Raw genomic sequence first — 23,717 nt, 5'->3', positions numbered from 1 at the left:
ACTCGGCCCCGTTTCATTTTCCGCTACGGCAATTCCGGGAAAAAGCGCCGCTTGAGCGCCAGCTCGACGCCGCGCAGCTCCGCCAGCCCTTTCAACCGCCCGATGGCCGAATAACCCGGATTGGTTTTCTTTTTCAAATCGTCCAGCATCTGATGCCCATGATCGGGGCGCATCGGGATCGGCCGCCGATCGCCCGCCCGCTGCCGACGCAGTTCTTCGGTCAGGATCGCTTCGATCACCGCCACCATGTCCACATCGCCCTGCAGATGCGCCCCCTCGTGGAAGCTTTTCGGGTTTTCCTCGCGGCAGGTGGCGCGTAAGTGGGTAAAGTGAATGCGATCGCCGAAGGTTTCAATCATCCGCACCAGATCGTTGTCGGCGCGCACGCCGTAGGAACCGGTGCACATGGTGAAGCCGTTATGAATGCTGTCGACGGTCTGCTTCAGCCACTGCATGTCTTCGATCGTGGAGACGATGCGCGGCAGGCCGAGGATCGGCCGCGGCGGATCGTCGGGATGCACCGCCAGCCGGATGCCGGCCTCTTCCGCCACCGGCACGATGGCGCGCAGAAAGACCGCCATGTTTTCGCGCAGTTGCGCCTTGTCGATGCCGTCGTATTCCGCCAGGCGGCGGCGGAACTGCTCCAACGTATAGCCTTCTTCCGCCCCCGGCAGCCCGGCGATGATGTTGCCCGTCAGCGTGGCTTTCTCCTCCTCGCTCATGGCGGCGAAATAGGCTGCCGCCTGACTGCGCTCTTGCGCCGTATAGTCCGCCTCGGCGCCGGCGCGTTGCAGGATATGCAGCTCGAACGCGGCGAAGGCGATGTGATCGAAACGCAGCGCTTTGGCGCCGTCCGGCAGCGAATAGGCCAGATCGGTGCGCGTCCAGTCGAGGATCGGCATGAAGTTGTAGCAGACGGTGTCGATGCCGCAGGCCGCGAGGTTGCGCAGCGTCTGTTGATAGTTGGCGATATGCCGCCGCCAATCGCCGCTGTGGGTTTTGATCTCTTCATGTACCGGCACGCTCTCCACCACCGACCACACCAGCCCTTTTTCCGCCAGCAGCGCCTGCCGCGCGCGGATCTCGTCGATCGGCCAGACTTCGCCGTTCGCAATATGGTGCAGTGCCGTGACCACCCCGGTCGCCCCGGCCTGACGCACGTCATCCAAAGAGACCGGATCGTTCGGGCCATACCAACGCCATGTTTGTTCCATGTTGTATCCTTATGCCTGTCTCGCATCGCGATGTTGTTATACCAGTTTAATTTAGATGTCAGCTATCTTTAACTTACTCTTTCGCCGCGCGCTGTCAAAATTGAACCGTCCATTGGTTGATCCGCTTCACGATTCTGGCTTATTTTGGCCTGACCAATTCCCTTAACCTGCCGACAACTTTAGACTGATGGCAGTTTTTTATCGCCGGCGCCCCGCTGTCCATGCGTCGGCAAACTGGTCCGCTAACTTGACGCAAGTGGCCCGCCAGCTGTCTACTCGCTTTGGAGATGAGATGAATACGATCGCCAACACCCCGCTGCCGGGCGCCGTCCGGCAACCGAATTATGATCGCCGGGCCCTGCGCAGCCGCATCGTGCACCTGGGTTTCGGCGCATTCCACCGTGCGCATCAGGCGCTGCTGACCGATCGGGTGTTGAACGCCCAGGGCGGCGACTGGGGCATTTGCGAGGTCAGCCTGTCCGGCGGCGTGCCGCTGTTTCAGGCGCTGCGGCAACAGGATCATTTATACAGCGTGCTGGAGAAAGGCGCGGACGGCCATCAGGCCCTGGTGATCGGCGCGGTGCATGAGAGCGTGCACCGCAAGCTGGAGGGCATTGCCGCGGTGTTGGAGAAGCTGGCCGAGCCGCAGGTGGCGATCGTCTCGATGACCATTACCGAAAAGGGCTACTGCATCGAACCCGGCAGCGGGCGGCTGGATCGGCGGCATCCGGGGATCGTCGCCGATCTGGCGGCGCCGCATCAGCCGCAGACCGCGCCCGGCATTTTGGTGGAGGCGCTGCGGCTGCGGCGTGAACGCGAGCTGCCCGCCTTCACCCTGCTCTCCTGCGACAATATTCCGGAGAACGGCCACGTACTGCGCCGGGCGGTGCTCGATTTGGCGCAGGCGCGGGATCCGTCGCTCGCCGACTGGATCGCCTCCGCCGCCACCTTCCCCTGCACCATGGTCGATCGCATCGTGCCGGCCGCCACGCCGGCCACGCTGGATGAGATCGCCGCCGCGCTGGGCGGCGTACGTGACGAATGCGCCATCGCCTGCGAGCCCTTCATTCAATGGGTCGTGGAAGACAATTTCGCCGCCGGACGCCCGGCGTGGGAGCTGGCCGGCGCCCAGTTGGTCCGCGATGTGCTGCCGTTTGAGCATATGAAGCTGCGCATGCTGAACGGCAGCCACTCGTTCCTGGCATATCTCGGTTACCTGGGCGGCTACCGCTATATCAACGAGTGCATGACGGACGAGCACTACCGCCGCGCCGCACAGCGGCTGATGCTGCGCGAGCAGGCCCCGACCCTGAGCGTCACCGGCATCAGTCTGCCCGACTACGCCGCGCAGCTTATCGCGCGCTTCAGCAATCCGGCGCTGCAACACCTCACCTGGCAGATCGCCATGGACGGCACGCAAAAGCTGCCGCAGCGCCTGCTGGACGCCGTGCGCTGGCATCTGCGGCACGGCGGCGACTATAGCGGGCTGGCGCTGGGCGTGGCGGGCTGGATGCGGTACGTCGGCGGTGTCGATGACGCCGGCCAGCCCATCGACATTCGCGATCCGCTGGCAGATGTCCTGCAACAGACGATCGCCGCCACTGCGGACGATCGGCGGCGCGTAACGGCGCTCCTGGCGCTGAAATCGGTGTTTGGCGAACAGTTGGCGACGCATGCCGCGTTTACCGAGGCGGTGACGCAAGCCTATTTGTCACTGCGCGATCGCGGTGCGCGTGAAACGGTGAAGGAGTGGGTGGAGCGGTGAAGTGCCCGCAGGCTGAGAATAACCATGCCGGCGTAACGTTACGCCGGCATGGCGGAACGACTTAACGATAAACGACCGTCATAACAGCAAGTTTTTTCTGTTGGTCTACCCACTTCATTTCGGTTGTGCCAAGATTCAGCGGAAGTTCTTTGCGTGTAGTATCAAAACCTGACAACGCTTGCTGGGCCTGATAATGCTGGCCGTTGCGGTAACATTGCGTATTCGCCTTAGAATCTGCAATCTTGACCGTGCAAGGACTTTCAACGATAGAGCCGACGAAGCGAATTACCCCGCCGGCCACTCCTGCCTGACTCACTGCCGTCCATGAAAACAACATTCCTACGATCAAAAATAACCGAAAGGTATTCATGGCAACCTCATTTTTAGTTAAGCCAATTTAACCATAGAGGATCTTGTTCGGAATAATCGCAAGGAAAGGGACGGGATTTGATCGTTAATCGCGTCATTAACAATGTAAAAACAAGCTACTAACAAAAGTTAACCGCATCTAATACAGGGTTTTATCTAAGAATTTTCTTGCCAAGAAAGGTGGATTTTGCCGGTTGAAAAGCGCATCGTGGCGTGCAAAATTTGCGAGGTAGAGCACAAATTAAATCGCACTCGCCGCCGCGACCGCGCAGAGTCGCTCATTTATAAGGCAGGTTGATTTTTGCACCCAGGAATGATTAATGACTAAAACCAATCTGATTACCGGCTTCCTCGGCAGCGGTAAAACCACCGCCATCCGCCATTTGCTGGCCCATAAACCCGAGCATGAACGCTGGGCGGTACTGGTCAACGAATTCGGCGAGATCGGCATCGACGGCGCGCTGCTGGCGGACAGCGGCGCGGTGCTCAAAGAGATCCCCGGCGGCTGCATGTGCTGCGTCAACGGCCTGCCGATGCAGGTGGGTCTGAATATGCTGTTGCAGCAGGCCAAACCGGACCGGCTGCTGATCGAGCCGACCGGGCTCGGGCATCCGAAGCAAATCCTGTCGCTGCTGACCCAGGAGAGCTATGCCGGCTGGATCGATCTGCAGGCCACGCTGTGCCTGCTGGATGCCCGTCAACTCAGTCAGCCCCGCTACCGCGACAACGAAAACTTCCGCGATCAGCTGGCCGCGGCCGACGTTATCCTGGCCAGCAAAAGCGATACCTATCGGCCGGAAGACAGACGGGCGCTGGAAGCCTGGACGGCGCAAGATCCGCTGCAGCGGCCCTGCTACGCCATCGCGCAAGGCGAGGCGGATGTCACGCTGTTGTCACTTCCTCGCACAAATCGTACAGAATTGCCGGACGCACGACATCATCATGGTCAGGCGAAAACGCAGGGACTGGCGGCGTTGCGGCTGCCGGAGAACGCGCGTTGGCGGCGAGCGCTGAACGAAGGGCAAGGCTTCACCAGCTGCGGCTGGATTTTTGACGGCGACACCCGGTTCGATACCGTCGGCTTTATGGAATGGGTGCGGCTGGCGCCGGTCGAACGTGCCAAAGGCGTGGTGCGCATCCCCGAAGGCACGTTGCTGATCAATCGCCAGGGCCAGGATCTCAACATCGAAACCCGCCCGAACGCGCCGCTCGACAGCCGGGTTGAACTGATCCACAGCGAAAATGCCGACTGGAACGCCCTGCAATCCGCCTTGTTTAAGATTCGTTTAAGTTAAACCCCGTACCGTTGCCCCCCGGTTGCCGCAGGGCGGCCGGTTTTGTTTCGTTTTCATTTTTCCAACAGGTTTATGTCATGACACGCCGCAATTTACCCTTCATTCTCTTCTTCAACTTACTGGGCGTTGCGCTGTTTCTGTCCTGGTTCCTGCCGGCCAATCACGGCGGCTGGTTTACCCTGGATTCGGCGATCTTCTTCTTCTTTAACCGCCATCTGGCCACCGACCCGGCATTTTTGCATCTGGTCGCCATCACCAATAACCGCGCGTTCGATGTGATTTCGCTGCTCGCCATGGGCCTGCTGTATTTGTACTTCTACCTGAAGCAGGACGCCGCCGGCCGCCGCCGTCTGGTGATCACCGGCGTGGTGATGCTGCTGACCGCCGTGGTGCTGAATCAGCTTGGCCACCTGCTGCCGGTGAAGCATCCGAGCCCCACCCTGACCTTCGACAATATCAATCGCGTCAGCGCATTGACCGGCATCCCCACCAAGGACGCCTCCGGCGACAGCTTCCCCGGCGACCACGGCATGATGCTGATTATTTTTTCCTGCTTTATGCTGCGCTATTTCGGCCGCGGCGCCTTTGCCGTCGCCCTGCTGATTACGCTGATCTTTTCATTGCCGCGCGTGATGATTGGCGCCCACTGGTTTACCGATATCGCCGTAGGCTCGCTGTCCGTGGTCTTGGTTGGCGCCAGTTGGGTGCTGATGACGCCTTGCAGCGACTGGATTATCGAACGGTTGAATCGCCTGTTGCCCGGCAAGCACCGTCCCGGCCAACCATAACTTACGTCTATGAGTCATTCCGGGAGGCGCCCGCCTCCCGCGTTTTATCCCCTCGCGATGCGCAAAATTTCTCTGCCTCCCGTTAACGCTTTTGCAACCTGATTTCACGCCAGATTCATACATCGGACAATTGGCGTTTTTTATATGAAGTTTTACATTATGTTACATCACAAATTCATATAAAAAAGACCGGAAAAAGACTCGCAATCCCCTATTTGTTCCGGTAATCTCAGATGCGTTTGTGCCTGGTTTAAGTCGAATCAGTACGGAATCCGATAAAAATGTGCGTTCCCGCACGTTTTCAACGGTAACTGATTGTCGATGCAACAGGTGCGGACTAGGCTCGTTTCGTTTGGCATTTTTCAGGTAGCGACTTTCGTCGTTAAGGACTTCAAGGGAAAACAACAACAATGGTCAAATCTCAACCGTTTCTGAGATATTTTTTGCGGGTAGTCCCTGCAATTGCCGCTGCGGTTATGCTGTCAGCGTGCAGCTCGACTCACACTTCGAACTTGAGTAACGCACAAACTGAGATGCGTGCAGTTAATGACAAAGACGGTCTTTTACTGCAAGCCTCTCAGGATGAATTCGAAGCGATGGTCCGCAACGTTGACGTCAAGTCAAAGATTATGGATCAGTACGCGGACTGGAAAGGCGTTCGCTACCGTTTAGGCGGTGACACCAAGCGCGGCATCGATTGCTCGGCGTTTGTACAACGCACCTTCCGCGAACAGTTCGGCATGGATTTACCGCGTTCTACCTACGAACAGGAAGACCTCGGTAAGAAAATCCAGCGCACCAAACTGCGCGCCGGCGATTTGGTGCTGTTCCGCGCCGGTTCTACCGGGCGCCATGTCGGCATCTATTTAGGCAACGATCAGTTCGTTCACGCTTCTACCAGCAGTGGCGTCATGATTTCCAAGCTGACCGATAACTATTGGAATAAACGTTACCGAGAAGCGCGCCGAGTGTTGACCAACGGCTGACGGCGCAACGCCCTGAAGATCCTGAATACCAAACGAGCGATAAACGCCGCCTACGGGCGGCGTTTTTTTTGGCTGTCGAACAAGAGCCCCCGGGGCTGAGCCAGGCCTTATCGTCACCTCACACCATTATTTTGATAAACTGCCGGCCGGAAATCGCGCCGACGAGGAAAAACTCGCCTATTATCGTCAGATGACGGCAACGGCGCGCCCGGCGTTATTTAAAACGTTTCCGCTTAAATAGGTGCATTATATTTCTGTCGGCGACGCCTTGTATTTAAACGGCGTCGCCGGTTGGGTACAGGATAAAAGGCAAAAAATGAAAAAAAAGCCGTTGGCACAATCCATTAAATGGCTGCGCGACACGCCTGACGCCCCGTTGCAGAGGTCTCGGTTATGGGTTTAAAAAGGGCGTTCTCTCGCAGCGTGTCGCACCGACAGCGCAGTCTGGCCAAAAGCGTCGTCGCCGCCCTGCTATTCTTTACGCTATTCACCGCGGTCACACTTTCTTTGATCAACCACCAGCGCACGCAATATCAACACAAGGTTGAAGCGCGTACGCAAAAATTCGCGCTGGGTTATATCTCGCACCTGACGGATGTCATGCAAAAAATGATGCCGCTGCTGGACAAACCCTGTCTCTCAAGCCAGTCGGACATCACCTATCAGGCGGCCTTTACCAGCGGCGTGCGCACCTTCCTGCTGGTGAAAGACGGTTACGCCTACTGCTCCTCCGCCACCGGCGACATGATGCTGCCGATGAAAAACGTGTATCAGGACATCGATACCCACCTGCCTTTGGATCTGAAGCTGCAGCAGGGCACGCCGATCGTACCGGACAAGCCGGCGGTCGCGGTTTGGCTGCGGCATCCTGGCGCATCGGCGACCGGCATCCTCGCCACGCTGGACATCAATTTGATGCCCTACCTGCTGTTCACTTCGCATGACGAGCAGGCGCCGGGCATCGCCATCGTGATGGGCAACCGCGCGCTGACCACCTTCAGCCCGAACCTGATGCCGATCGCGCAGTTGCCGCAAGACAAGGCGGATACCCTGACGCTGCCCAATCTGCCGCTGAGCATCCTGTTCTACAACGAGAAACTGACGCCCAACGATATTCGCCTGACGCTGCTGGGCAGCCTGGTGCTGTCGCTGATGATCGGCGTGCTCTGCTACTACATGCTGCTGTTGCGGCAAAGCCCGGAGCGCGCGCTACTGCGCGGCATCAAGCGCAACGAGTTCTTCATCGAATATCAGCCGGTGTTCCATAGCGGCAGCAACAGCATCGGCGGGCTGGAAGCGTTGATCCGCTGGCAGCACCCTATCGAGGGCCGCATTCCCCCGGATGTCTTTATCCCATACGCCGAAAGCAACGGGCTGATCGTGCCGCTCACCCGCCATCTGTTCAGGCTGATTGCCGAAGATGCGCCGCAGCTCGCCAAGGCGCTGCCGCGGGGAAGCAAGATCGGCCTCAATATTTCCCCCGCCCACCTTAGCGCGCCGTCATTCCATCAGGACGTGTATGAACTGTTGGCGCAGCTGCCGGGCGATTACTTTACGTTGGTGTTCGAAATCACCGAACGCGGCATGGTGGAGGAAGAGAGCGCACTAGCGGAGTTCGACTGGCTGCATAAACAGGGCATCGAGATCGCGGTGGACGATTTTGGCACCGGCCACAGCGCGCTTATTTATCTTGAGCGTTTCACCATGGATTACCTGAAGATCGATCGCGGCTTCGTCAACACCATCGGCCAGGACACGGTCACCGCGCCGGTGCTGGATGCGGTGATTTCGCTGGCGAAAAAGCTGAAAATGCTGACGGTGGCCGAAGGCGTGGAAACCGCCGAGCAGATGCAGTTCCTGCAAGAACGCGGCGTTAACTTCATGCAGGGCTATTACTTCAGCAAGCCGCTTAGCATCGCTAATTTCGTCGCTTACTGCAACGCTCATCAGGTCTTTGATTATCAGGAAAAAATAGTTAATCTTTAAGCATCTTTACCCTGCGCCCGCCCGAAGAATGTTATGCTGGGCGCCGGTTGTACTTTATTCCACAGCAGGAGCTTAACGTCTGATGTCCGTGCGCATTTTCGCTGCTCTGGTGCTCTCGGCACTGAGCTTCGCCTCGCAGGCCGAAGCCCTCAACGAAAGCTACGCTTTCGCCCTTCTCGGTGAACCGAAATACGCCGCCGACTTCAGCCATTTCGACTACGTCAATCCGGCGGCGCCCAAAGGCGGCGACGTGCGGCTGGCGGCCATCGGCACCTACGATAACTTCAACCGCTTCGCCACCCGCGGCGTGCCCGGTGCGCGTACCGACGAACTCTACGATACTCTGTTCGCAACGTCCGACGACGAACCCGGCAGCTTTTATCCGTTGATTGCCGAATCGGCGCGTTTCCCGGCCGACATGCGTTGGGTGGAAGTGGATATCAACGCCCGCGCGCGTTTCCACGACGGCAGCCCGATCACCGCCGCCGACGTGGCCTTCACCTTCAGCAAATTCATGGCCGAGGGCGTGCCGCAGTTTCGCTCCTACTACAAAGGCGTCACGGTCAAAGCCATCTCTCGGTTGACGGTGCGCATTGAATTCCCGCAGCCGAACAAAGAAGCGATGCTGTCGTTATTCGGCAGCCTGCCTATTCTCCCGGCCGCCTTTTGGCAAAACCATAAGCTCAACGAGCCGCTCAACACGCCGCCGTTGGCCAGCGGCCCGTATAAAATCGGCGATTATCGCCTCGGCCAGTACATCACCTATCAACGGGTGCGCGACTACTGGGCCGCCAATCTGCCGGTGAACCGCGGCCGCTATAACTTCGACAGCATTCGCTACGATTATTATCTGGACGATAAAGTGGCGCTGGAAGCGTTCAAGGCCGGCGCTTACGATTTCCGCATCGAGCCGTCGCCCAAGAGCTGGGCCACCCAGTATCAGGGCGGCAACTTCGCGCGCAACTACATCATCAAACAGGACGAGACCAACCAGGCGGCGCAAAACACCCGCTGGCTGGCGTTCAACATCCAAAAACCGCTGTTTGCCGACCCGCGCGTGCGCGAAGCGATCACCCTGGCTTTCGACTTTAACTGGATGAACAAGGCGCTGTATTACAACGCCTATCAACGCGCCGACAGCTATTTCCAAAACACCGCCTACGCCGCCCGCGGCTATCCGGACGCCGCCGAACTGGCGCTGCTGGCGCCGCTCAAAGGTCAGGTGCCGCCTGAGGTGTTCACCAGCATCTATCAACCGCCCGCCTCCGACGGCAGCGGCAACGATCGGCAAAATCTGCTGAAGGCGACCCAACTGTTGAAAGAGGCCGGTTGGGTGGTCAAAAATCAAAAGTTGGTCAACGCCAAAACCGGCCAGCCGTTCGCCTTTGAGCTGATGCTGCTGAGCGGCAGCAACTTCCAGTACGTGTTGCCGTTCCGCCACAACCTGCAGCGGTTGGGCATCGATATGGCGATCCGCGAGATCGACGCCTCGCAATATACGCGCCGCATGCGCGAACGCGACTTCGATATGATGCCGACGGTGTACATGGCGATGCCGTTCCCCACCGCCAATTTACGCATCATTTGGGATTCGGAGTACATCAACTCCAGCTATAACACCCCCGGCGTCAAGGATCCGGCGGTCGACAGCCTGGTCAGGCAAATCGCTGAGCATCAGGGCGACGAAAAAGCGCTGCTGCCGCTCGGCCGCGCGTTGGATCGGGTGTTGACCTGGAACCGCTACATGCTGCCGATGTGGTACTCCAACCACGACCGCTACGCCTATTGGGACAAGTTCTCCACGCCGCCGATCCGCCCAGCCTACGCCATCGGCTTCGACAACTGGTGGTACGACGTCAACAAGGCGGCGCGCTTGCCGGCTCAACGGCAATAAGGAGTCGGCATGGCAGCCTATCTGATACGCAGACTGTTGCTGGTGATCCCCACGCTGTGGGCGATCATCACCATCAACTTTTTTATCGTGCAAATCGCCCCCGGCGGCCCGGTCGATCAGGCCATCGCCGCCATCGAACTGGGTCAGGGCAGCGGTTTTGGCAGCGGCGGGGTCAATGAAGGCCTGGGCCATGCTCGTGCCGGCGTTCCCGCCGCAACTGAAGGCCAATACCGCGGTTCGCGCGGTTTGGATCCGGAGGTGATCGCCGAGATCACTAAGCGTTACGGCTTCGACAAACCGCTGCACGAGCGCTACTTCACCATGCTGTGGAACTACATGCGTTTTGACTTCGGCGACAGCCTGTTTCGCGGCGCTTCAGTGATGCAGCTGATCGGCCAAAGCCTGCCGGTCTCCATCACGCTGGGCCTGTGGAGCACGCTGATCATCTATCTGGTGTCGATCCCGCTCGGCATCCGCAAGGCCGTCCACAACGGCAGCGCGTTCGATACCTGGAGCAGCACGCTGATCATTATCGGCTACGCCATTCCTGCGTTCCTGTTCGCCATCCTGCTGATCGTGCTGTTCGCCGGCGGCAGCTATCTCGACTGGTTCCCGCTGCGCGGCCTGGTCTCCAGCAACTTCGATACCCTCTCGTGGCCGGCGAAGATCGCCGACTATCTGTGGCACATCACGCTGCCGGTGCTGGCGACGGTGATCGGCGGTTTCGCCACCCTGACCATGCTGACCAAAAACTCGTTCCTCGATGAAATCCGCAAACAGTACGTCACCACCGCCCGCGCCAAGGGTCTGGACGAGAAAAAGATCCTGTACCGCCACGTGTTCCGCAACGCCATGCTGCTGGTGATCGCCGGTTTTCCGGCCACCTTTATCAGCATGTTTTTCACCGGCTCGCTGCTGATTGAGGTGATGTTCTCGCTCAACGGCCTGGGGCTGCTGGGTTACGACGCCACGCTGCAGCGCGACTACCCGGTGATGTTCGGCACGTTGTATATCTTCACCCTGATCGGCCTGCTGTTGAACATTCTCAGCGATATCACCTATACCCTGGTCGATCCGCGCATTGACTTCGAGGCCCGCCAATGAGCCGCCTTAGCCCAATCAATCAGGCGCGCTGGGCGCGTTTTCGCCGCAACCGCCGCGGTTACTGGTCACTGTGGATCTTTCTGGCGCTGTTCACCCTGAGCCTGGCCGCCGATCTTATCGCCAACGACAAACCGCTGTTGGTGCGTTATGAAGGCCGGCTATACCTGCCGTTTATGATCAACTACAGCGAAACCGCGTTCGGCGGCGAACTGAACACCGAAGCCGACTATCAGGATCCGTTCGTCCAGCGCCAAATCGACCGGCACGGCTGGGCGATCTGGGCGCCGATCCGTTTCAGCTACGACACGATCAACTTCGCCACCGAAGTGCCCTTCCCCTCCCCGCCTTCGCGCCATAACCTGCTGGGCACCGACAGCAACGGCGGCGACGTGCTGGCCCGCGTGCTGTATGGTTTTCGCATTTCGATGCTGTTCGGCCTGGCGCTGACGCTGTTTTCCAGCCTGATCGGCGTGTGCGTCGGCGCGACGCAGGGGTATTACGGCGGGCGTTTCGATCTGTGGGGGCAACGCTTTATCGAAGTGTGGTCGGGCATGCCGACGCTGTTTCTGATCATTCTGCTGTCGAGCATCGTCCAGCCCAATTTCTGGTGGCTGCTCGGCATCACTATTCTTTTCGGCTGGATGAGCCTGGTGGGCGTGGTGCGCGCCGAGTTCCTGCGCACCCGCAACTATGACTATATCCGCGCCGCGCGCGCCATGGGCGTGCCGGATCGGGTCATCATGTCCCGCCACATGCTGCCCAACGCCATGGTGGCGACGCTGACCTTCCTGCCGTTTATCCTCTGCGGCTCGATCACCACCCTGACGTCGCTCGATTTTCTCGGCTTCGGTCTGCCGATCGGTTCGCCGTCGCTCGGCGAACTGCTGCTGCAAGGCAAAAACAATCTGCAGGCGCCGTGGCTCGGCATCACCGCCTTCCTGGTGCTGGCAGTGCTGCTGTCGTTATTAATCTTTATCGGCGAAGCGGTACGCGACGCCTTTGACCCCAGCAAGGCGCATTGATATGGCTACACCTCTGCTCGCCATCCAGGATCTCAGCATCGCCTTCCGTCAGGGCGACGCCGTCACGCCGGTGGTCAACGAACTCTCTTTACAAATAGCCCCGGCGGAAACGCTGGCGCTGGTGGGAGAATCCGGCTCCGGCAAAAGCGTCACCGCCCTGTCGATACTGCGACTGCTGCCCGCGCCGCCGGTGGTTTACCCTGGCGGCGATATTCTGTTCAACGGCAACTCGTTGCTGCATGCGCCGGAGGCTGACCTGCGCAAAGTGCGCGGCAATCAGATCGCGATGATCTTTCAGGAACCGATGGTGTCGCTCAATCCGCTGCACACCATTGAGAAGCAACTGGCGGAAGTGCTGATGCTGCACCGCGGCCTGCGGCGCGAAGCCGCGCGCGCAGAGATCGTCGACTGTCTGGAGCGCGTCGGCATCCGCCAGGCCAAAACCCGGTTGCAGGACTATCCGCATCAACTCTCCGGCGGTGAACGCCAACGCGTGATGATCGCCATGGCGGTGTTAACCCGCCCGCAATTGCTGATCGCCGACGAACCCACCACCGCGCTCGACGTGACTATCCAGGCGCAGATCCTGACGCTGTTGCAAGAATTGAAACAAGAAATGGGCATGGGGTTGCTGTTCATCACCCATAACCTGAATATTGTGCGCCGTCTGGCGGACAACGTGGCGGTGATGCGCCAAGGGCGCTGCGTGGAGCAAAACGGCCGCACGCAGCTGTTCAGCCGGCCGCAGCATCCCTACACGCAGCAGCTGCTGGCCGCCGAAGACGTTGGCGAACCGCTGCCGCTGCCCACCGTGCGCCCCGGCGACGAGCGGCCGCTGCTCAAGGTGGAAGATCTGCAGGTGCGCTTCCCCATCCGGCGCGGCCTGCTGCGCCGCACGGTGGATTATCACTATGCGCTGAAATCGTTGAGCTTCGAGTTGCGCGCCGGGGAAAGCGTGGGGCTGGTGGGGGAATCCGGATCGGGTAAAAGCACCACCGGGTTAGCGCTATTGCGTCTGCTGGCCTCGCAGGGCGCCATCTGGTTCGACGGCGAACCGCTGCACCCGCTGACGATGAAACAAATGCTGCCCTACCGCAGCCGGATGCAAATCGTCTTCCAGGACCCGTATTCCGCCCTCAACCCGCGCCTGAACGTACAGCAGATCATCGCCGAAGGGTTGGAAGTGCACCAGCGGCTGAACGCCGAGCAGCGGGAGCAGCGCGTGATCGAGGTGTTGCAGGAGGTCGGCCTGGATCCGCAGCTGCGCCATCGTTACCCTACCGAGTTTTCCGGCGGTCAGCGCCAGCGTATCGCCATCGCGCGCGCGCTGATCCTGCAGCCGCAACTGCTGATCCTCGACGAGCCGACCTCTTCACTGGATAAATCGGTGCAGGCGCAGATACTGACGCTGCTGAAATCGCTGCAGCAACGCCACCGGCTGGCTTATCTGTTCATCAGCCATGACCTGCAGGTGGTGCGTTCGCTATGCCACCAGGTCATCGTGCTGCGACAGGGGGAAGTGGTTGAGCAAGGGGACTGCCGGGCCATTTTCGCGGCGCCTGCAGCCGACTATACCCGACAACTGTTGCAGTTGGCGGATTAGCGGCGAATTCAGAAGGGGTATTGCGCGCTGAGCGGTTCGGCGATCGCGGCACCGACGTTTTTCAGGCGGCACATCGTCGCGCTCTCATCGCTGCGCTGCACGAACAGGCAAGGTTCCCCTTCCCATTCGACGATCGCGCAGTCGACCTGAATCTCCTGCAACGACAGATTAAGCTGTTGCATCACCTGCCAGGCCTCGGCCCCTTCATGGCTGAGCAGCTTCAGCCCAATCAGGTTGTTATCCTCGTCTATTCCGTTAAACGGAATCGGTTCGACCTTTACGCCGGTGAAACCGGATAGCCAACGATAACTTTGCGGCAAGCGATGCACTACCGAAAGTTGGATACTCTCCACATGAAATCCCTAGTTTGAAAAGGTGAAACACTTTTACCTGACAGGGTTACTAAGTTATAGCCGTTGACTCCCGACTCTGCCGCGCACAAATGTTATTTAAATGTAAATTTTGCCGCAAGCGATTAACCTGACCCCGTGCTTGCCGATGCCGTGCCATTTTTTGGCGCGCCGTGCGGTGTTATTTCACGGCATTTTGCGACTCAGCTCGCATTTTTGCGTTATATGTAACCCTTTCCCGCAGCGATCTCAACTCTTTTTTCTTGCAATGCGACTACTTTTTCGTCGCCATATTTTTACATTGAAGAAACATTTCACCCGTCGCGTTAGCGCACCGTCCTCCACTAATGCCTTGATTTACATCACCCCTATTGCAAACCGCCCGCACCGACCCGCCGGCAAAACGCCGCGATACCGGAGGATATCGGGCAGCTCAGCGACGGTATTTTTTAACAAAAAGCACACAGAAGGGTAAATGACCCATTGATTAGCAGGCATATGTTTAGCAACAAAATTTTCATTGCCGGTTGCACCACAAACTGGCAAGGCGCAACCCTTTGACGGCTCGGGGCAACTTCGCCCCGAACCTGGAGAACGTCAGGCTGCGCGATCGCGCGGCCGGCTGGCGTACAGATAGAACAACACCGCCACAATGCTGCACAGCGCCATCGAGGTGACCATTGGCCAGGCGCTCTTGCCCGGCGCCATCGACAGCACCGCGCCCACCAGTGCGCCGATGCTGAACCGCAACGTGCCGGCCAGGGAAGACGCGGTGCCCGCCATATGCGGAAAATCATCCAGGATTACCGCCATGGCGTTGGAGGAGATCATCGCGATGCACCCCAGATAGACCGCTACGCCGATCACCAGCGCCCAGAAGCCCAGCCCGACGGCGCTCACCGCCAGCAGCCACAGCCCCATCGCCAGCTGCACCAGCAGCCCCAGTTTGAACATCTTGACCGCGCCGAATCGCCGCACGTTGCGGCTGTTGATCAGCGTCGTCAGGAACAGGAAGACGATATTCAGCGCAAAGTAGTAACCGAAGTTCTGCGGCGAAACCTGGTTCAGTTCGATGTAGACGAACGGCCCGGCGCTGAGGAACGAGAACATGCCGGCGAACGAGAAGGCGCTGGCCAGCATGTAGCTCAGCACCCGCTTGTGACGAAACAGCGAACCGAAATTGCCCAGCGTAGTGCGCAGGTAGAACCGCTGTCGCCGCTCTTTCGGCAACGTCTCCTTGATGAACAAGGCCACCAACAGTGAACCGATTAGCGCCGCGGCGCCCATGGTCCAGAAGATGGCATGCCAGTTGAACCACAGCAGCAGCGCCCCGCCGATCATCGGTGCCAGCAGCGGCGCGATGGTCATCACCAGAATGACGAACGACATCATGCGCGAGAACTCGTCCTTGGTGAACATGTCGCGCATCAGGGCGTTGATCACCACGCTGGCGGCCGCCGCCGCCAGGCCGTGCAGGAAACGCAACCCGATCAGCTGATCGATCGACTGCGCCATGGCGCAGGCGCAACCGGCGATGGCGAAGATCAGCGTTCCCCACAGGATCACCGGCTTGCGGCCGATGCTGTCCGACATCGGCCCATAGAACAGCTGCCCGAAGGCGAAGCCGAGCATATAGGCGCTGAGCGTCATCTGCACGCTGCCGGACTCGACGCCAAACTGGGCGGCGATCACCGGCATGCTGGGCAGGTACATGTCGATGGCCAGCGGCATCAGCATGGACAGCAGGCCCAGAATGAAAATCAAACCGAGATGAGAGGTTCGGTTCTGTTGCACGTTCCACGACTCCTTAATCGGCCGCAATCAATGATCGGTTATCAGTCTTGCAGGTGCGGCGCGCCCACGCTGGCGATCTCTTCTTCGGTCAGTGGGCGGTATTCGCCCGGCGCAAGATCGTCATCCAGCACGATGGCGCCGATGCGCTCACGGTGCAACGCGATCACCCGGTTGCCGACCGCAGCGAACATCCGCTTCACCTGGTGGTAGCGCCCTTCGCTGATGGTCAGGCGCACCACACGCTCGTCAACCTGCTCCAGCGTCGCCGGCCGCGTCAGATCTTTCTCGTTGTGCAGTTGCACCCCTGCGGCGAAACGCTGCGCGGTGTCTTCCGCCAGCGGGTGCTCCAGCGTCACCAGATAGGTTTTCTCGCAGTGGTGGCGCGGCGAGGTGACGCGGTGCGACCACTGGCCGTCGTCAGTCATCAGCACCAGCCCGGTGGTGTCGATATCCAGCCGCCCGGCGGCGTGCAGTTTGTACGCGACCGGCTCATCGAGGAAGTACAGCACCGTCGGATGATCGGGATCGTCGGTGGAGCAGACGTAACCCTGCGGTTTGTTGAGCATGAAATAGCGCGGGCCGTTCTGCTGCTGCAGCGGATTGCCGTCGAACGCCACCTCTTGTTCCGGGGTCAGTTTGACAGCCCCGCTCTTCACCACCTCACCGTCTACGGTGACGCGTTTAGCCCGAAGTTCGCGCGCGACCAGCGCACGGCTGATACCTAACTGCTGAGATAAAAACTTGTCCAATCGCATGGGATCTGCTTTGCCTGTCGTTGTTATGATCGCATTGATCGTATTGCCAAAATATGACGCCCGCCGTTGCACCGGGTGCAAATGGCAGGCTCAGGGGGGAAATCGCGTGGGGGCACAGCGATTGCTGTCACACGAGTATAGCGGCACAACGCGCTGCCCGACAGGGGTAATTTTCACGCTTCTCGCACCGCGCGCGCTCAGAAGGCATAATATAGACATTTCTCGGTCGCCCGGGGCGTAAAATGTCAGCGTTTCTGTGGCAACAGCGCTGACAAACCTAACCCCCGCGGCCCATTCCAACCTACGGCGTTCATTTATGGCCTTTACCCTACGCCCCTACCAACTGGAAGCGGTCGAAGCCACCATCAACCATTTCCGGCGGCATCCCGAGCCGGCGCTGATCGTGCTGCCGACCGGCGCCGGCAAAAGCCTGGTGATCGCCGAGCTGGCGAAACGCGCCCGTGGGCGAGTGCTGGTGTTGGCGCACGTCAAGGAACTGGTGGCGCAAAACCACGCCAAATACTGCGCCTACGGCCTGGAGGCGGACATCTTCGCCGCCGGGCTGCAACAAAAAGAGAGCGCCGGCAAGGTGGTGTTCGGCAGCGTGCAGTCGGTGGCGCGCAACCTGCCGCTGTTCGACGGCGCCTTTTCGCTGCTGATCGTCGATGAATGCCATCGCATCAGCGACGACGACGACAGCCAGTACCAGCAAATCATCCAGCACCTGCAGAAAACCAACCCGCAATTGCGGCTGCTGGGGCTGACCGCCACGCCGTACCGGCTGGGCAAAGGCTGGATTTACCAGTACCACTACCACGGTTTCACCCGCGGCGACAGCGCCAGTCTGTTTCGCGACTGCATCTATGAGCTGCCGCTGCGCTACATGATTAAACACGGTTTTCTGGTGCCGCCGGAGCGGCTGGATATGCCGATCGTGCAATACGACTTCAGCCGTCTGGAGGCCAGGAGCAACGGCCTGTTCAGCGAAGCGGACCTGAACCGTGAGCTGAAACGGCAAAACCGCGTCACGCCGCATATCATCAGCCAGATTGTAGAGTACGCCGACGACCGCAAAGGCGTGATGATCTTCGCCGCCACCGTCGAGCACGCCCGCGAGATCCACGGCCTGCTGCCGAACGGCGAAGCCGCGCTGGTCAGCGCCGAAACGCCGCCCGCCGAGCGCGATGCGCTCATCGAGGCGTTCAAACAGCAGCATCTGCGCTATCTGGTCAACGTGGCGGTGTTAACCACCGGCTTCGACGCGCCGCACGTCGACCTGATCGCTATCCTGCGCCCCACCGAGTCCGTCAGCCTGTATCAGCAGATCGTCGGGCGCGGGCTGCGTTTGGCGCCCGACAAAAAGGATTGCCTGATCCTCGACTACGCCGGCAACCCGCACGATCTGTTTACGCCGGAGGTCGGCGTCAGCAAACCGCACGGCGACAGCCAGCCGGTGCAGGTGTTCTGCCCGGCCTGCGGCTTCGCCAACCTGTTCTGGGGCAAGTGCACCGAAAACGGCGACATCATCGAACACTACGGCCGCCGCTGCCAGGGCTGGCTGGAGGACGACGACGGCCACCGCGAACAGTGCGATTACCGCTTCCGGTTCAAGAGCTGCCCGCACTGCGGCGCGGAGAACGACATCGCCGCGCGCCGTTGCCATCAGTGTCAGGAGGTGTTGGTCGATCCTGACGACATGCTGAAGGCGGCGCTGAAGCTGAAAGACGCGCTGGTGCTGCGCTGCGGCGGCATGGAGTTGCAAAGCGGCCGCGACGACAAGGGCGAATGGCTGAAGGCCACCTATTACGACGAGGACGGCACCAGCACCAGCGAGCGCTTCCGCCTGCAGACGCCGGCGCAGCGCAAAGCGTTCGAGATGCTGTTCCTGCGCCCGCACCAGCGCGCGCCGGGCGTACCATTCGCCTGGCACACCGCCGCCGACGTGCTGGCGCAACAGCAAGCGCTGCGCCATCCGGATTTCGTGGTGGCGCGCAAGCGCGGGCAGTTTTGGCAGGTGCGCGAGAAAGTGTTCGATTATCAAGGCCGTTTCCGCCGCGCCAATCAGTTGGCCTGAGCGAGCGGCTCTCAATCTGGGCAGGTTTTCGTTGCCCTGCGGGCGGCTTTCCGTTAAAATGCCGCGCGCTTTACCTGGGCCTGCCCAGCGTTAAAGCGGAATTCCGAACTTGCTACTTGGGTCGCCTGTAGCAGGGTAAATTTTCTTTTAAGAGAAAAAACAATGTTCACTATCAATGCAGAAGTACGTAAAGACCAGGGTAAAGGTGCGAGCCGCCGCCTGCGTGCAGCAAACAAATTCCCAGCTATCGTTTACGGTGGCAAAGAAGCTGCAGTTTCCATCGAATTGGATCATGATTCTGTCAAGAACATGGAAGCTAAACCAGAATTCTACAGCGAAGCAGTAACTCTGGTTATCGACGGTAAAGAAACCAAAGTTAAGGTTCAGGCTGTACAGCGTCACCCGTTCAAGCCAAAACTGGCTCACATCGACTTCGTTCGCGTTTAATCGCTACGTTTTCGAACCTTTCGGGACGCCGAAATAAAGAACGCCGCAATTGCGGCGTTTTTTATTGTCTGCGATTCGGCAAGCTTACTTGCCGCTGCCGGTCCGGCGCTGCAGCTGATCGCGCAGGTTCGGCGGCGTGCCTCTGATGGTCAGCGTGTCGGTGGCCGCATCCCAGAAAATGCGCTCGCCCAGCAGCATGGCGTCGAAGTTCAGACTGATACCGCCGCCGCTGCCAGCGAATTTGGTCAGCTGGCGCAGCGTGCCGCGATCCGCCGGGAAGCTGTCTTCCAGCTGATAGCCTTGCTCGCTGGAGAACTGCATGAAGTCTTTCTCACCGACCGGCGACAGCTCCTGCGACAGCGCCTGCAGTTCGATCTCTTCGCCCGCCTGCAGCTGTTCGTTGCAGTAGCTGTACACCTGCTGGCGCACCGACTGGCGCTCATTCTTGTCCAACTGCGCGTCGGCGCAGTAGTCGTCCACCGCCTGCAGCAGCCCGCGGTTTTGCGCCTTGGTGTCCAACCCTTCGGACGCCGCCAGGAAATCCATGAAGAAGTCGGCGACCTTACGGCCCACGCGCCCGCGCAGGAAGGTCAGATAGCGGGTCGATTCCGGGTTGGTTTCCCACTCGGTCAGATCGATGCGCGCAACGATATCGGCGTTGTTGATGTCCAGATAGTGCGTAGTGTTGATATCCAGCTCTTCGTTGACGCGCATGCTGTTACGGCTGTTCAGCACCGCGATCAGCAGGTACTCGACCGCCAGATAACGGTATTGACCGAACAGCACCACGCCGCCTTCGGCGAATGGATACTTCGCCAGTTCGTCGCGCAGACGGCCGGTCGCCGCGCGGCTGAAGGCCAGAAAGTCCTTATCGTCCTTGCGGCAGGTGCGCAGCGCTTCCGCCAGCTCGCTGCCCTCGTTGAACAAGCCCAGGGCCTTGCTCTTGGCGCTGTAGACGCGATGCAGTTCCGCCATCATTTCTTCCACCGCCGCGTTGGTGGGAAGCAAGGAATCGCGCAGCACCACGTCCAGCGTTTGCTCGTCGCGTTTCACCAACTGGTGCAAAGCGATCTGGTCGATATCCAGACTCATGGTAAATCCTCCTGTTCTTTAGGCGCGTATTCAAACACTGAAGGCCCCGCCCTGCAATACTAAAAAACCGCGGCAAACCGGAAAGGAGCAGCGGTGGGCGGCCCCGTCGTGGGCGAACCCTTTCCCGAATGACAGGAAGTGATAAAAGAGCGGAAAATCACTGTCCTATACGGTAAGATAGGGCACTTTGCAGATTACTAAGCGCAATTTTATGCCACAATCATCCCGTTACAGTGACGAACACGTTGAACAACTGCTCTCAGAGCTGGTCAATGTTCTGGAAAAACACCATACCCCCACCGATCTTTCCCTGATGGTGCTGGGCAATATGGTCACTAATTTGATCAACACCAGCGTTGCCCCCGCGCAGCGGAAAACCCTGGCGAGATCGTTCGCGGAAGCCCTGCAGGCTTCTGTCCGTGAAGATAAAGCGCATTAATATTTATTTATGGTGACAAACCGTCAGCGTTATCGTGAAAAAGTCTCCCAGATGATCAGCTGGGGGCACTGGTTCGCCTTATTCAACATCCTGCTCGCCCTTGGGCTGGGCAGCCGCTACCTGTTTGTCACCGACTGGCCCGCTTCCCTGCTGGGCCGGGTCTATGCCCTGGTCAGCCTGCTGGGGCATTTCAGCTTTATCGTGTTCGCTGGCTATTTGCTGGTGATCTTCCCGCTCACCTTCGTGGTGATGTCGCAGCGGCTGCTGCGATTTATTTCCGCCGCGCTGGCCACCGCCGGGCTCACGCTGTTGCTGGTCGACAGCGAGGTGTTCTCCCATTTCCACCTGCACCTCAATCCGGTGGTGTGGGATCTGGTGGTCAACCCGGATCAAAGCGAGCTGTCGCGCGACTGGCAGCTGATGTTTATCTGCGTGCCGGTGATCTTCCTGGTGGAGATGCTGTTCGGCACCTGGAGCTGGCAGAAGCTGCGCAGCCTGAACCGCCGCCGTTTCGGCAAGCCGCTGGCGGCGCTGTTCATCAGCGCCTTTTTCGCCTCGCACCTGATTTACATCTGGGCCGACGCCAACTTCTATCGCCCGATCACCATGCAGCGGGCCAACCTGCCGCTCTCGTACCCGATGACCGCGCGCAAGTTCCTCGAAAAACACGGCCTGCTCGATCAGCAAGAATATGAACGCCGCCTGGTGCAACAGGGCAATCCGGAAGCGGTGGCGGTGGAGTACCCGCTCAGCGATCTCAGCTACGGCGATAAAGGCAGCGGCTATAACCTGCTGATGATCGTGGTGGACGGCATTCGCGCCAAAGACGTGGCGCAGGACATGCCGACGCTGACGCGTTTCGCCCAGGAAAACGTGCGCTTCAGCGATCACTACAGCTCGGGCAACCACGCTGACACCGGGCTGTTCGGCCTGTTCTACGGCATTTCCCCGACCTATCTGGACAGCGTGCTCGCCGGCCGCAAGCCGTCGGCGCTGATCAACGCGCTCGGCGAGCAGGGTTACCAACTGGGGCTGTTCTCGTCCGACGGCTTCAACGCCAGCCTGTACCGTCAGGCCCTGTTGACCGACTTCTCGCTGCCGACGCCGGCGCCGCAAAGCGACGCGCAGACCACGCAGCAATGGCAACGCTGGCTGACGGATCAGGGCGACAAAGAGCCGTGGTTCTCCTATATCAACTTCAGCGGCGCCGAGCCGGCCGAAAGTGCTAAAACTCCGGCGCCAGCAGATTTTATCCAACGCTATCGCACCGGCGCCCAGGACGTGGACGCCCAGATAGCCCAGGTGCTGGACACCCTGAAACAGCGCGGCCTGCTGGATAAAACCGTGGTGGTGATCACCGCCGAGCACGGCGTCGAGTTCAACGACAGCGGCAAAGGCCAATGGGGCGCCGGCACCGCCTTCAACCAGGCGCAGCTGCAGGTGCCGCTGGTGATCCACTGGCCGGGCACGCCGGCGCAGACCATCAACAAGCTGACCGGCCATAACGACGTGATGCGTACCTTGATGCAACGGCTGCTGCACGTGAAAACCGCGCCGAAAGACTATTCGCAGGGCGAAGATCTGTTTACCGCCCAGCGCCGCAACAACTGGATCGCCACCGGCGATGGCAACCAGCTGGTGATCACCACGCCGACGCAGACGCTGATGCTGGACAACAGCGGCAACTATCGCGTCTACGATCAGAACGGTGATGAAATAAAAGACGAGAAACCGCAGCTTGCTCTGCTGTTGCAGGTGCTGACCGATGTAAAACGCTTTATCGCCAACTAACTGCTTAAAACTAAAGCAATCAAGTGGTAAGGCGCTTGCATAAACATCGAGAATCGGTAGTATGATTTTTCATAGCGTCGGCATGTAGCGCAGCCTGGTAGCGCACCGTCATGGGGTGTCGGGGGTCGGAGGTTCGAATCCTCTCATGCCGACCAAATTCAAGAAAACCTGCTGTAACAGCAGGTTTTTTTTCGTCTGCACTTTGAGAGGATAAGAGCGCAGCCGCTTCGCCCCTGCCTCCCCCAACGATCATTGCGCGCCTCGCTTTCGCGACGGCCTTTCTCCTTATCAGGCTCAGGCTGAGATTTTGTCTTGTTGGTTTTCGGGCGCTGCGGCGATGAACGCCGGGAGCTGAGTACAGGCGTCGTAAATCGCTTTACAGCGCGGATACCCGCTCAGATCGCACCCCATCCGCAGGGCATTCGCCCACTGAGGGATCAGGCAGCAATCCGCCAACGTCGGGCTGTCGCCAACGCAGAAGGGCCCTGGCGGCCTCTGGAGCAACAGCTGTTCCACGGCGCTCAGCCCTTGCCGGATCCAGTGCGCATACCAGCGTTTTTTCTCTTCCTCATTCACCTTCAGCTCTTCACTCAGGTAGCGTAACACCCGTAGGTTATTGACCGGGTGAGTATCGCAAGCGATGACATAAACGATTTCCAGTACCCGGCTGCGCGCCGGATCGGCCGTCGGCAACAGCGGCGACTGGGGGAAATGGCGATCCAGCCAGTCGGTAATCGCCAGCGACTGGCTGAGAGACTCGCCGTCGTCCGTGAGCAGCGTCGGCACCAGCCCGACCGGGTTCATGCGCCGATAAGCCAGCTCATTCTGCTGCCCGATGCGAATATTGACGCCCACCGTCTGGTAATGGATACCTTTCAGCGCCAGCGCGATGCGCACGCGGTAGGACGCTGAGCTATTAAAAAAACTGTACAGCTTCATCATTCACCTC

The 23,717-nt window shown here is 59.4% G+C and carries 20 protein-coding genes and 1 tRNA gene; 14 read left to right on the top strand and 7 right to left on the bottom strand.

Annotation, left to right across the window (positions count from 1 at the left end):
* Positions 1-23 precede the first annotated feature (23 nt).
* Positions 24-1,214: a mannonate dehydratase gene (gene uxuA, locus IMX17_RS01360; RefSeq protein WP_046896359.1), complete on the bottom strand. Its 1,191-nt coding sequence runs from the start codon at positions 1,212-1,214 to the stop codon at positions 24-26.
* A 292-nt stretch (positions 1,215-1,506) separates the two neighbouring features.
* On the opposite strand from uxuA, the gene IMX17_RS01355 reads away from it, so the two are divergent.
* Positions 1,507-2,979: a mannitol dehydrogenase family protein gene (locus tag IMX17_RS01355; protein ID WP_193549247.1), complete on the top strand. Its 1,473-nt coding sequence runs from the start codon at positions 1,507-1,509 to the stop codon at positions 2,977-2,979.
* A 61-nt stretch (positions 2,980-3,040) separates the two neighbouring features.
* Here the strand turns inward: IMX17_RS01355 and IMX17_RS01350 are convergent, their stop codons facing one another.
* Positions 3,041-3,349 (bottom strand): type 1 fimbrial protein, encoded by a 309-nt coding sequence (locus tag IMX17_RS01350; protein WP_004935734.1) that lies wholly within the window; start codon positions 3,347-3,349, stop codon positions 3,041-3,043.
* A 319-nt stretch (positions 3,350-3,668) separates the two neighbouring features.
* Here IMX17_RS01350 and IMX17_RS01345 point away from each other — a divergent pair, with 319 nt between their 5' ends.
* The 8 genes from IMX17_RS01345 to yejF all read left to right on the top strand — a co-directional run bounded on the left by IMX17_RS01345 (position 3,669) and on the right by yejF (position 14,026).
* Positions 3,669-4,643: a GTP-binding protein gene (locus IMX17_RS01345; protein WP_193549246.1), complete on the top strand. Its 975-nt coding sequence runs from the start codon at positions 3,669-3,671 to the stop codon at positions 4,641-4,643.
* A gap of 77 nt (positions 4,644-4,720) precedes the next feature.
* Entirely contained in the window at positions 4,721-5,431 is a 711-nt protein-coding gene (locus IMX17_RS01340; RefSeq protein ID WP_033643814.1) for a phosphatase PAP2 family protein, read from the top strand.
* 410 nt (positions 5,432-5,841) lie between these two features.
* Positions 5,842-6,417, top strand: coding sequence for a bifunctional murein DD-endopeptidase/murein LD-carboxypeptidase (mepS, locus tag IMX17_RS01335; RefSeq protein WP_033643815.1), 576 nt, complete (start codon positions 5,842-5,844; stop codon positions 6,415-6,417).
* A 393-nt stretch (positions 6,418-6,810) separates the two neighbouring features.
* Positions 6,811-8,403, top strand: coding sequence for a cyclic di-GMP phosphodiesterase (locus IMX17_RS01330; protein ID WP_182264138.1), 1,593 nt, complete (start codon positions 6,811-6,813; stop codon positions 8,401-8,403).
* 82 nt (positions 8,404-8,485) lie between these two features.
* Entirely contained in the window at positions 8,486-10,297 is a 1,812-nt protein-coding gene (locus IMX17_RS01325) for an extracellular solute-binding protein (protein ID WP_046687527.1), read from the top strand.
* A 9-nt stretch (positions 10,298-10,306) separates the two neighbouring features.
* Positions 10,307-11,401: a microcin C ABC transporter permease YejB gene (locus tag IMX17_RS01320; protein WP_046896355.1), complete on the top strand. Its 1,095-nt coding sequence runs from the start codon at positions 10,307-10,309 to the stop codon at positions 11,399-11,401.
* Positions 11,398-12,423 carry an ABC transporter permease gene (locus IMX17_RS01315; protein ID WP_042785062.1) on the top strand — a complete coding sequence of 342 codons (1,026 nt, stop codon included), beginning with the start codon at positions 11,398-11,400 and terminating at the stop codon, positions 12,421-12,423. The genes IMX17_RS01320 and IMX17_RS01315 overlap by 4 nt, the downstream gene beginning before the upstream one ends.
* 1 nt (position 12,424) lies before the next feature.
* Positions 12,425-14,026, top strand: coding sequence for a microcin C ABC transporter ATP-binding protein YejF (yejF, locus tag IMX17_RS01310; RefSeq protein ID WP_193549245.1), 1,602 nt, complete (start codon positions 12,425-12,427; stop codon positions 14,024-14,026).
* Between the two features lie 8 nt (positions 14,027-14,034).
* On the opposite strand, the gene IMX17_RS01305 is transcribed toward yejF, so the two are convergent.
* The 3 genes from IMX17_RS01305 to rsuA all read right to left on the bottom strand — a co-directional run bounded on the left by IMX17_RS01305 (position 14,035) and on the right by rsuA (position 16,925).
* Entirely contained in the window at positions 14,035-14,379 is a 345-nt protein-coding gene (locus IMX17_RS01305) for a YejG family protein (RefSeq protein WP_004935763.1), read from the bottom strand.
* 594 nt (positions 14,380-14,973) lie between these two features.
* Positions 14,974-16,170, bottom strand: coding sequence for a Bcr/CflA family multidrug efflux MFS transporter (locus IMX17_RS01300; RefSeq protein WP_193549244.1), 1,197 nt, complete (start codon positions 16,168-16,170; stop codon positions 14,974-14,976).
* Between the two features lie 41 nt (positions 16,171-16,211).
* On the bottom strand, positions 16,212-16,925 hold the full coding sequence (gene rsuA / locus IMX17_RS01295; protein WP_193549243.1) for a 16S rRNA pseudouridine(516) synthase RsuA: 714 nt from the start codon (positions 16,923-16,925) through the stop codon (positions 16,212-16,214).
* Between the two features lie 316 nt (positions 16,926-17,241).
* On the opposite strand from rsuA, the gene IMX17_RS01290 reads away from it, so the two are divergent.
* Both IMX17_RS01290 and rplY read left to right on the top strand, forming a co-directional pair.
* Positions 17,242-18,999, top strand: a complete 1,758-nt coding sequence (locus IMX17_RS01290; protein ID WP_094141750.1) for a DEAD/DEAH box helicase — start codon at positions 17,242-17,244, stop codon at positions 18,997-18,999.
* A gap of 162 nt (positions 19,000-19,161) precedes the next feature.
* Positions 19,162-19,446, top strand: coding sequence for a 50S ribosomal protein L25 (gene rplY, locus IMX17_RS01285; RefSeq protein ID WP_004935776.1), 285 nt, complete (start codon positions 19,162-19,164; stop codon positions 19,444-19,446).
* An 84-nt stretch (positions 19,447-19,530) separates the two neighbouring features.
* Here rplY and yejK read toward each other — a convergent pair whose 3' ends face one another.
* Positions 19,531-20,538 carry a nucleoid-associated protein YejK gene (yejK, locus tag IMX17_RS01280; protein ID WP_042785067.1) on the bottom strand — a complete coding sequence of 336 codons (1,008 nt, stop codon included), beginning with the start codon at positions 20,536-20,538 and terminating at the stop codon, positions 19,531-19,533.
* A 211-nt stretch (positions 20,539-20,749) separates the two neighbouring features.
* On the opposite strand from yejK, the gene IMX17_RS01275 reads away from it, so the two are divergent.
* From IMX17_RS01275 to IMX17_RS01265, 3 genes are all read left to right on the top strand, one after another.
* Positions 20,750-20,977: a YejL family protein gene (locus IMX17_RS01275; RefSeq protein WP_004935782.1), complete on the top strand. Its 228-nt coding sequence runs from the start codon at positions 20,750-20,752 to the stop codon at positions 20,975-20,977.
* Between the two features lie 9 nt (positions 20,978-20,986).
* Entirely contained in the window at positions 20,987-22,768 is a 1,782-nt protein-coding gene (gene yejM, locus IMX17_RS01270) for an LPS biosynthesis-modulating metalloenzyme YejM (protein ID WP_046896351.1), read from the top strand.
* Between the two features lie 78 nt (positions 22,769-22,846).
* Positions 22,847-22,923: transfer RNA gene (locus IMX17_RS01265), tRNA-Pro, on the top strand.
* 139 nt (positions 22,924-23,062) lie between these two features.
* Here the strand turns inward: IMX17_RS01265 and maiA are convergent.
* Positions 23,063-23,707, bottom strand: a complete 645-nt coding sequence (maiA, locus tag IMX17_RS01260) for a maleylacetoacetate isomerase (protein ID WP_046896350.1) — start codon at positions 23,705-23,707, stop codon at positions 23,063-23,065.
* Between the last annotated feature and the right edge of the window lie 10 nt (positions 23,708-23,717).

Source organism: Serratia sp. X3, assembly GCF_014982455.1.
GTDB lineage: Bacteria > Pseudomonadota > Gammaproteobacteria > Enterobacterales > Enterobacteriaceae > Serratia > Serratia ureilytica.
The sequence above is the reverse complement of the archived record's forward strand: the minus strand, read 5'-3'. Positions and strand labels throughout refer to the sequence as shown.

What these genes read in the sequence shown, in the direction of transcription:
- uxuA (WP_046896359.1), bottom strand. Translation starts at nt 1,214, where the DNA reads ATGGAACAAACATGGCGTTGGTATGGCCCGAACGATCCGGTCTCTTTG.
- IMX17_RS01355 (WP_193549247.1), top strand. Translation starts at nt 1,507, where the DNA reads ATGAATACGATCGCCAACACCCCGCTGCCGGGCGCCGTCCGGCAACCG.
- IMX17_RS01350 (WP_004935734.1), bottom strand. Translation starts at nt 3,349, where the DNA reads ATGAATACCTTTCGGTTATTTTTGATCGTAGGAATGTTGTTTTCATGG.
- IMX17_RS01345 (WP_193549246.1), top strand. Translation starts at nt 3,669, where the DNA reads ATGACTAAAACCAATCTGATTACCGGCTTCCTCGGCAGCGGTAAAACC.
- IMX17_RS01340 (WP_033643814.1), top strand. Translation starts at nt 4,721, where the DNA reads ATGACACGCCGCAATTTACCCTTCATTCTCTTCTTCAACTTACTGGGC.
- mepS (WP_033643815.1), top strand. Translation starts at nt 5,842, where the DNA reads ATGGTCAAATCTCAACCGTTTCTGAGATATTTTTTGCGGGTAGTCCCT.
- IMX17_RS01330 (WP_182264138.1), top strand. Translation starts at nt 6,811, where the DNA reads ATGGGTTTAAAAAGGGCGTTCTCTCGCAGCGTGTCGCACCGACAGCGC.
- IMX17_RS01325 (WP_046687527.1), top strand. Translation starts at nt 8,486, where the DNA reads ATGTCCGTGCGCATTTTCGCTGCTCTGGTGCTCTCGGCACTGAGCTTC.
- IMX17_RS01320 (WP_046896355.1), top strand. Translation starts at nt 10,307, where the DNA reads ATGGCAGCCTATCTGATACGCAGACTGTTGCTGGTGATCCCCACGCTG.
- IMX17_RS01315 (WP_042785062.1), top strand. Translation starts at nt 11,398, where the DNA reads ATGAGCCGCCTTAGCCCAATCAATCAGGCGCGCTGGGCGCGTTTTCGC.
- yejF (WP_193549245.1), top strand. Translation starts at nt 12,425, where the DNA reads ATGGCTACACCTCTGCTCGCCATCCAGGATCTCAGCATCGCCTTCCGT.
- rsuA (WP_193549243.1), bottom strand. Translation starts at nt 16,925, where the DNA reads ATGCGATTGGACAAGTTTTTATCTCAGCAGTTAGGTATCAGCCGTGCG.
- IMX17_RS01290 (WP_094141750.1), top strand. Translation starts at nt 17,242, where the DNA reads ATGGCCTTTACCCTACGCCCCTACCAACTGGAAGCGGTCGAAGCCACC.
- rplY (WP_004935776.1), top strand. Translation starts at nt 19,162, where the DNA reads ATGTTCACTATCAATGCAGAAGTACGTAAAGACCAGGGTAAAGGTGCG.
- yejK (WP_042785067.1), bottom strand. Translation starts at nt 20,538, where the DNA reads ATGAGTCTGGATATCGACCAGATCGCTTTGCACCAGTTGGTGAAACGC.
- IMX17_RS01275 (WP_004935782.1), top strand. Translation starts at nt 20,750, where the DNA reads ATGCCACAATCATCCCGTTACAGTGACGAACACGTTGAACAACTGCTC.
- yejM (WP_046896351.1), top strand. Translation starts at nt 20,987, where the DNA reads ATGGTGACAAACCGTCAGCGTTATCGTGAAAAAGTCTCCCAGATGATC.
- maiA (WP_046896350.1), bottom strand. Translation starts at nt 23,707, where the DNA reads ATGAAGCTGTACAGTTTTTTTAATAGCTCAGCGTCCTACCGCGTGCGC.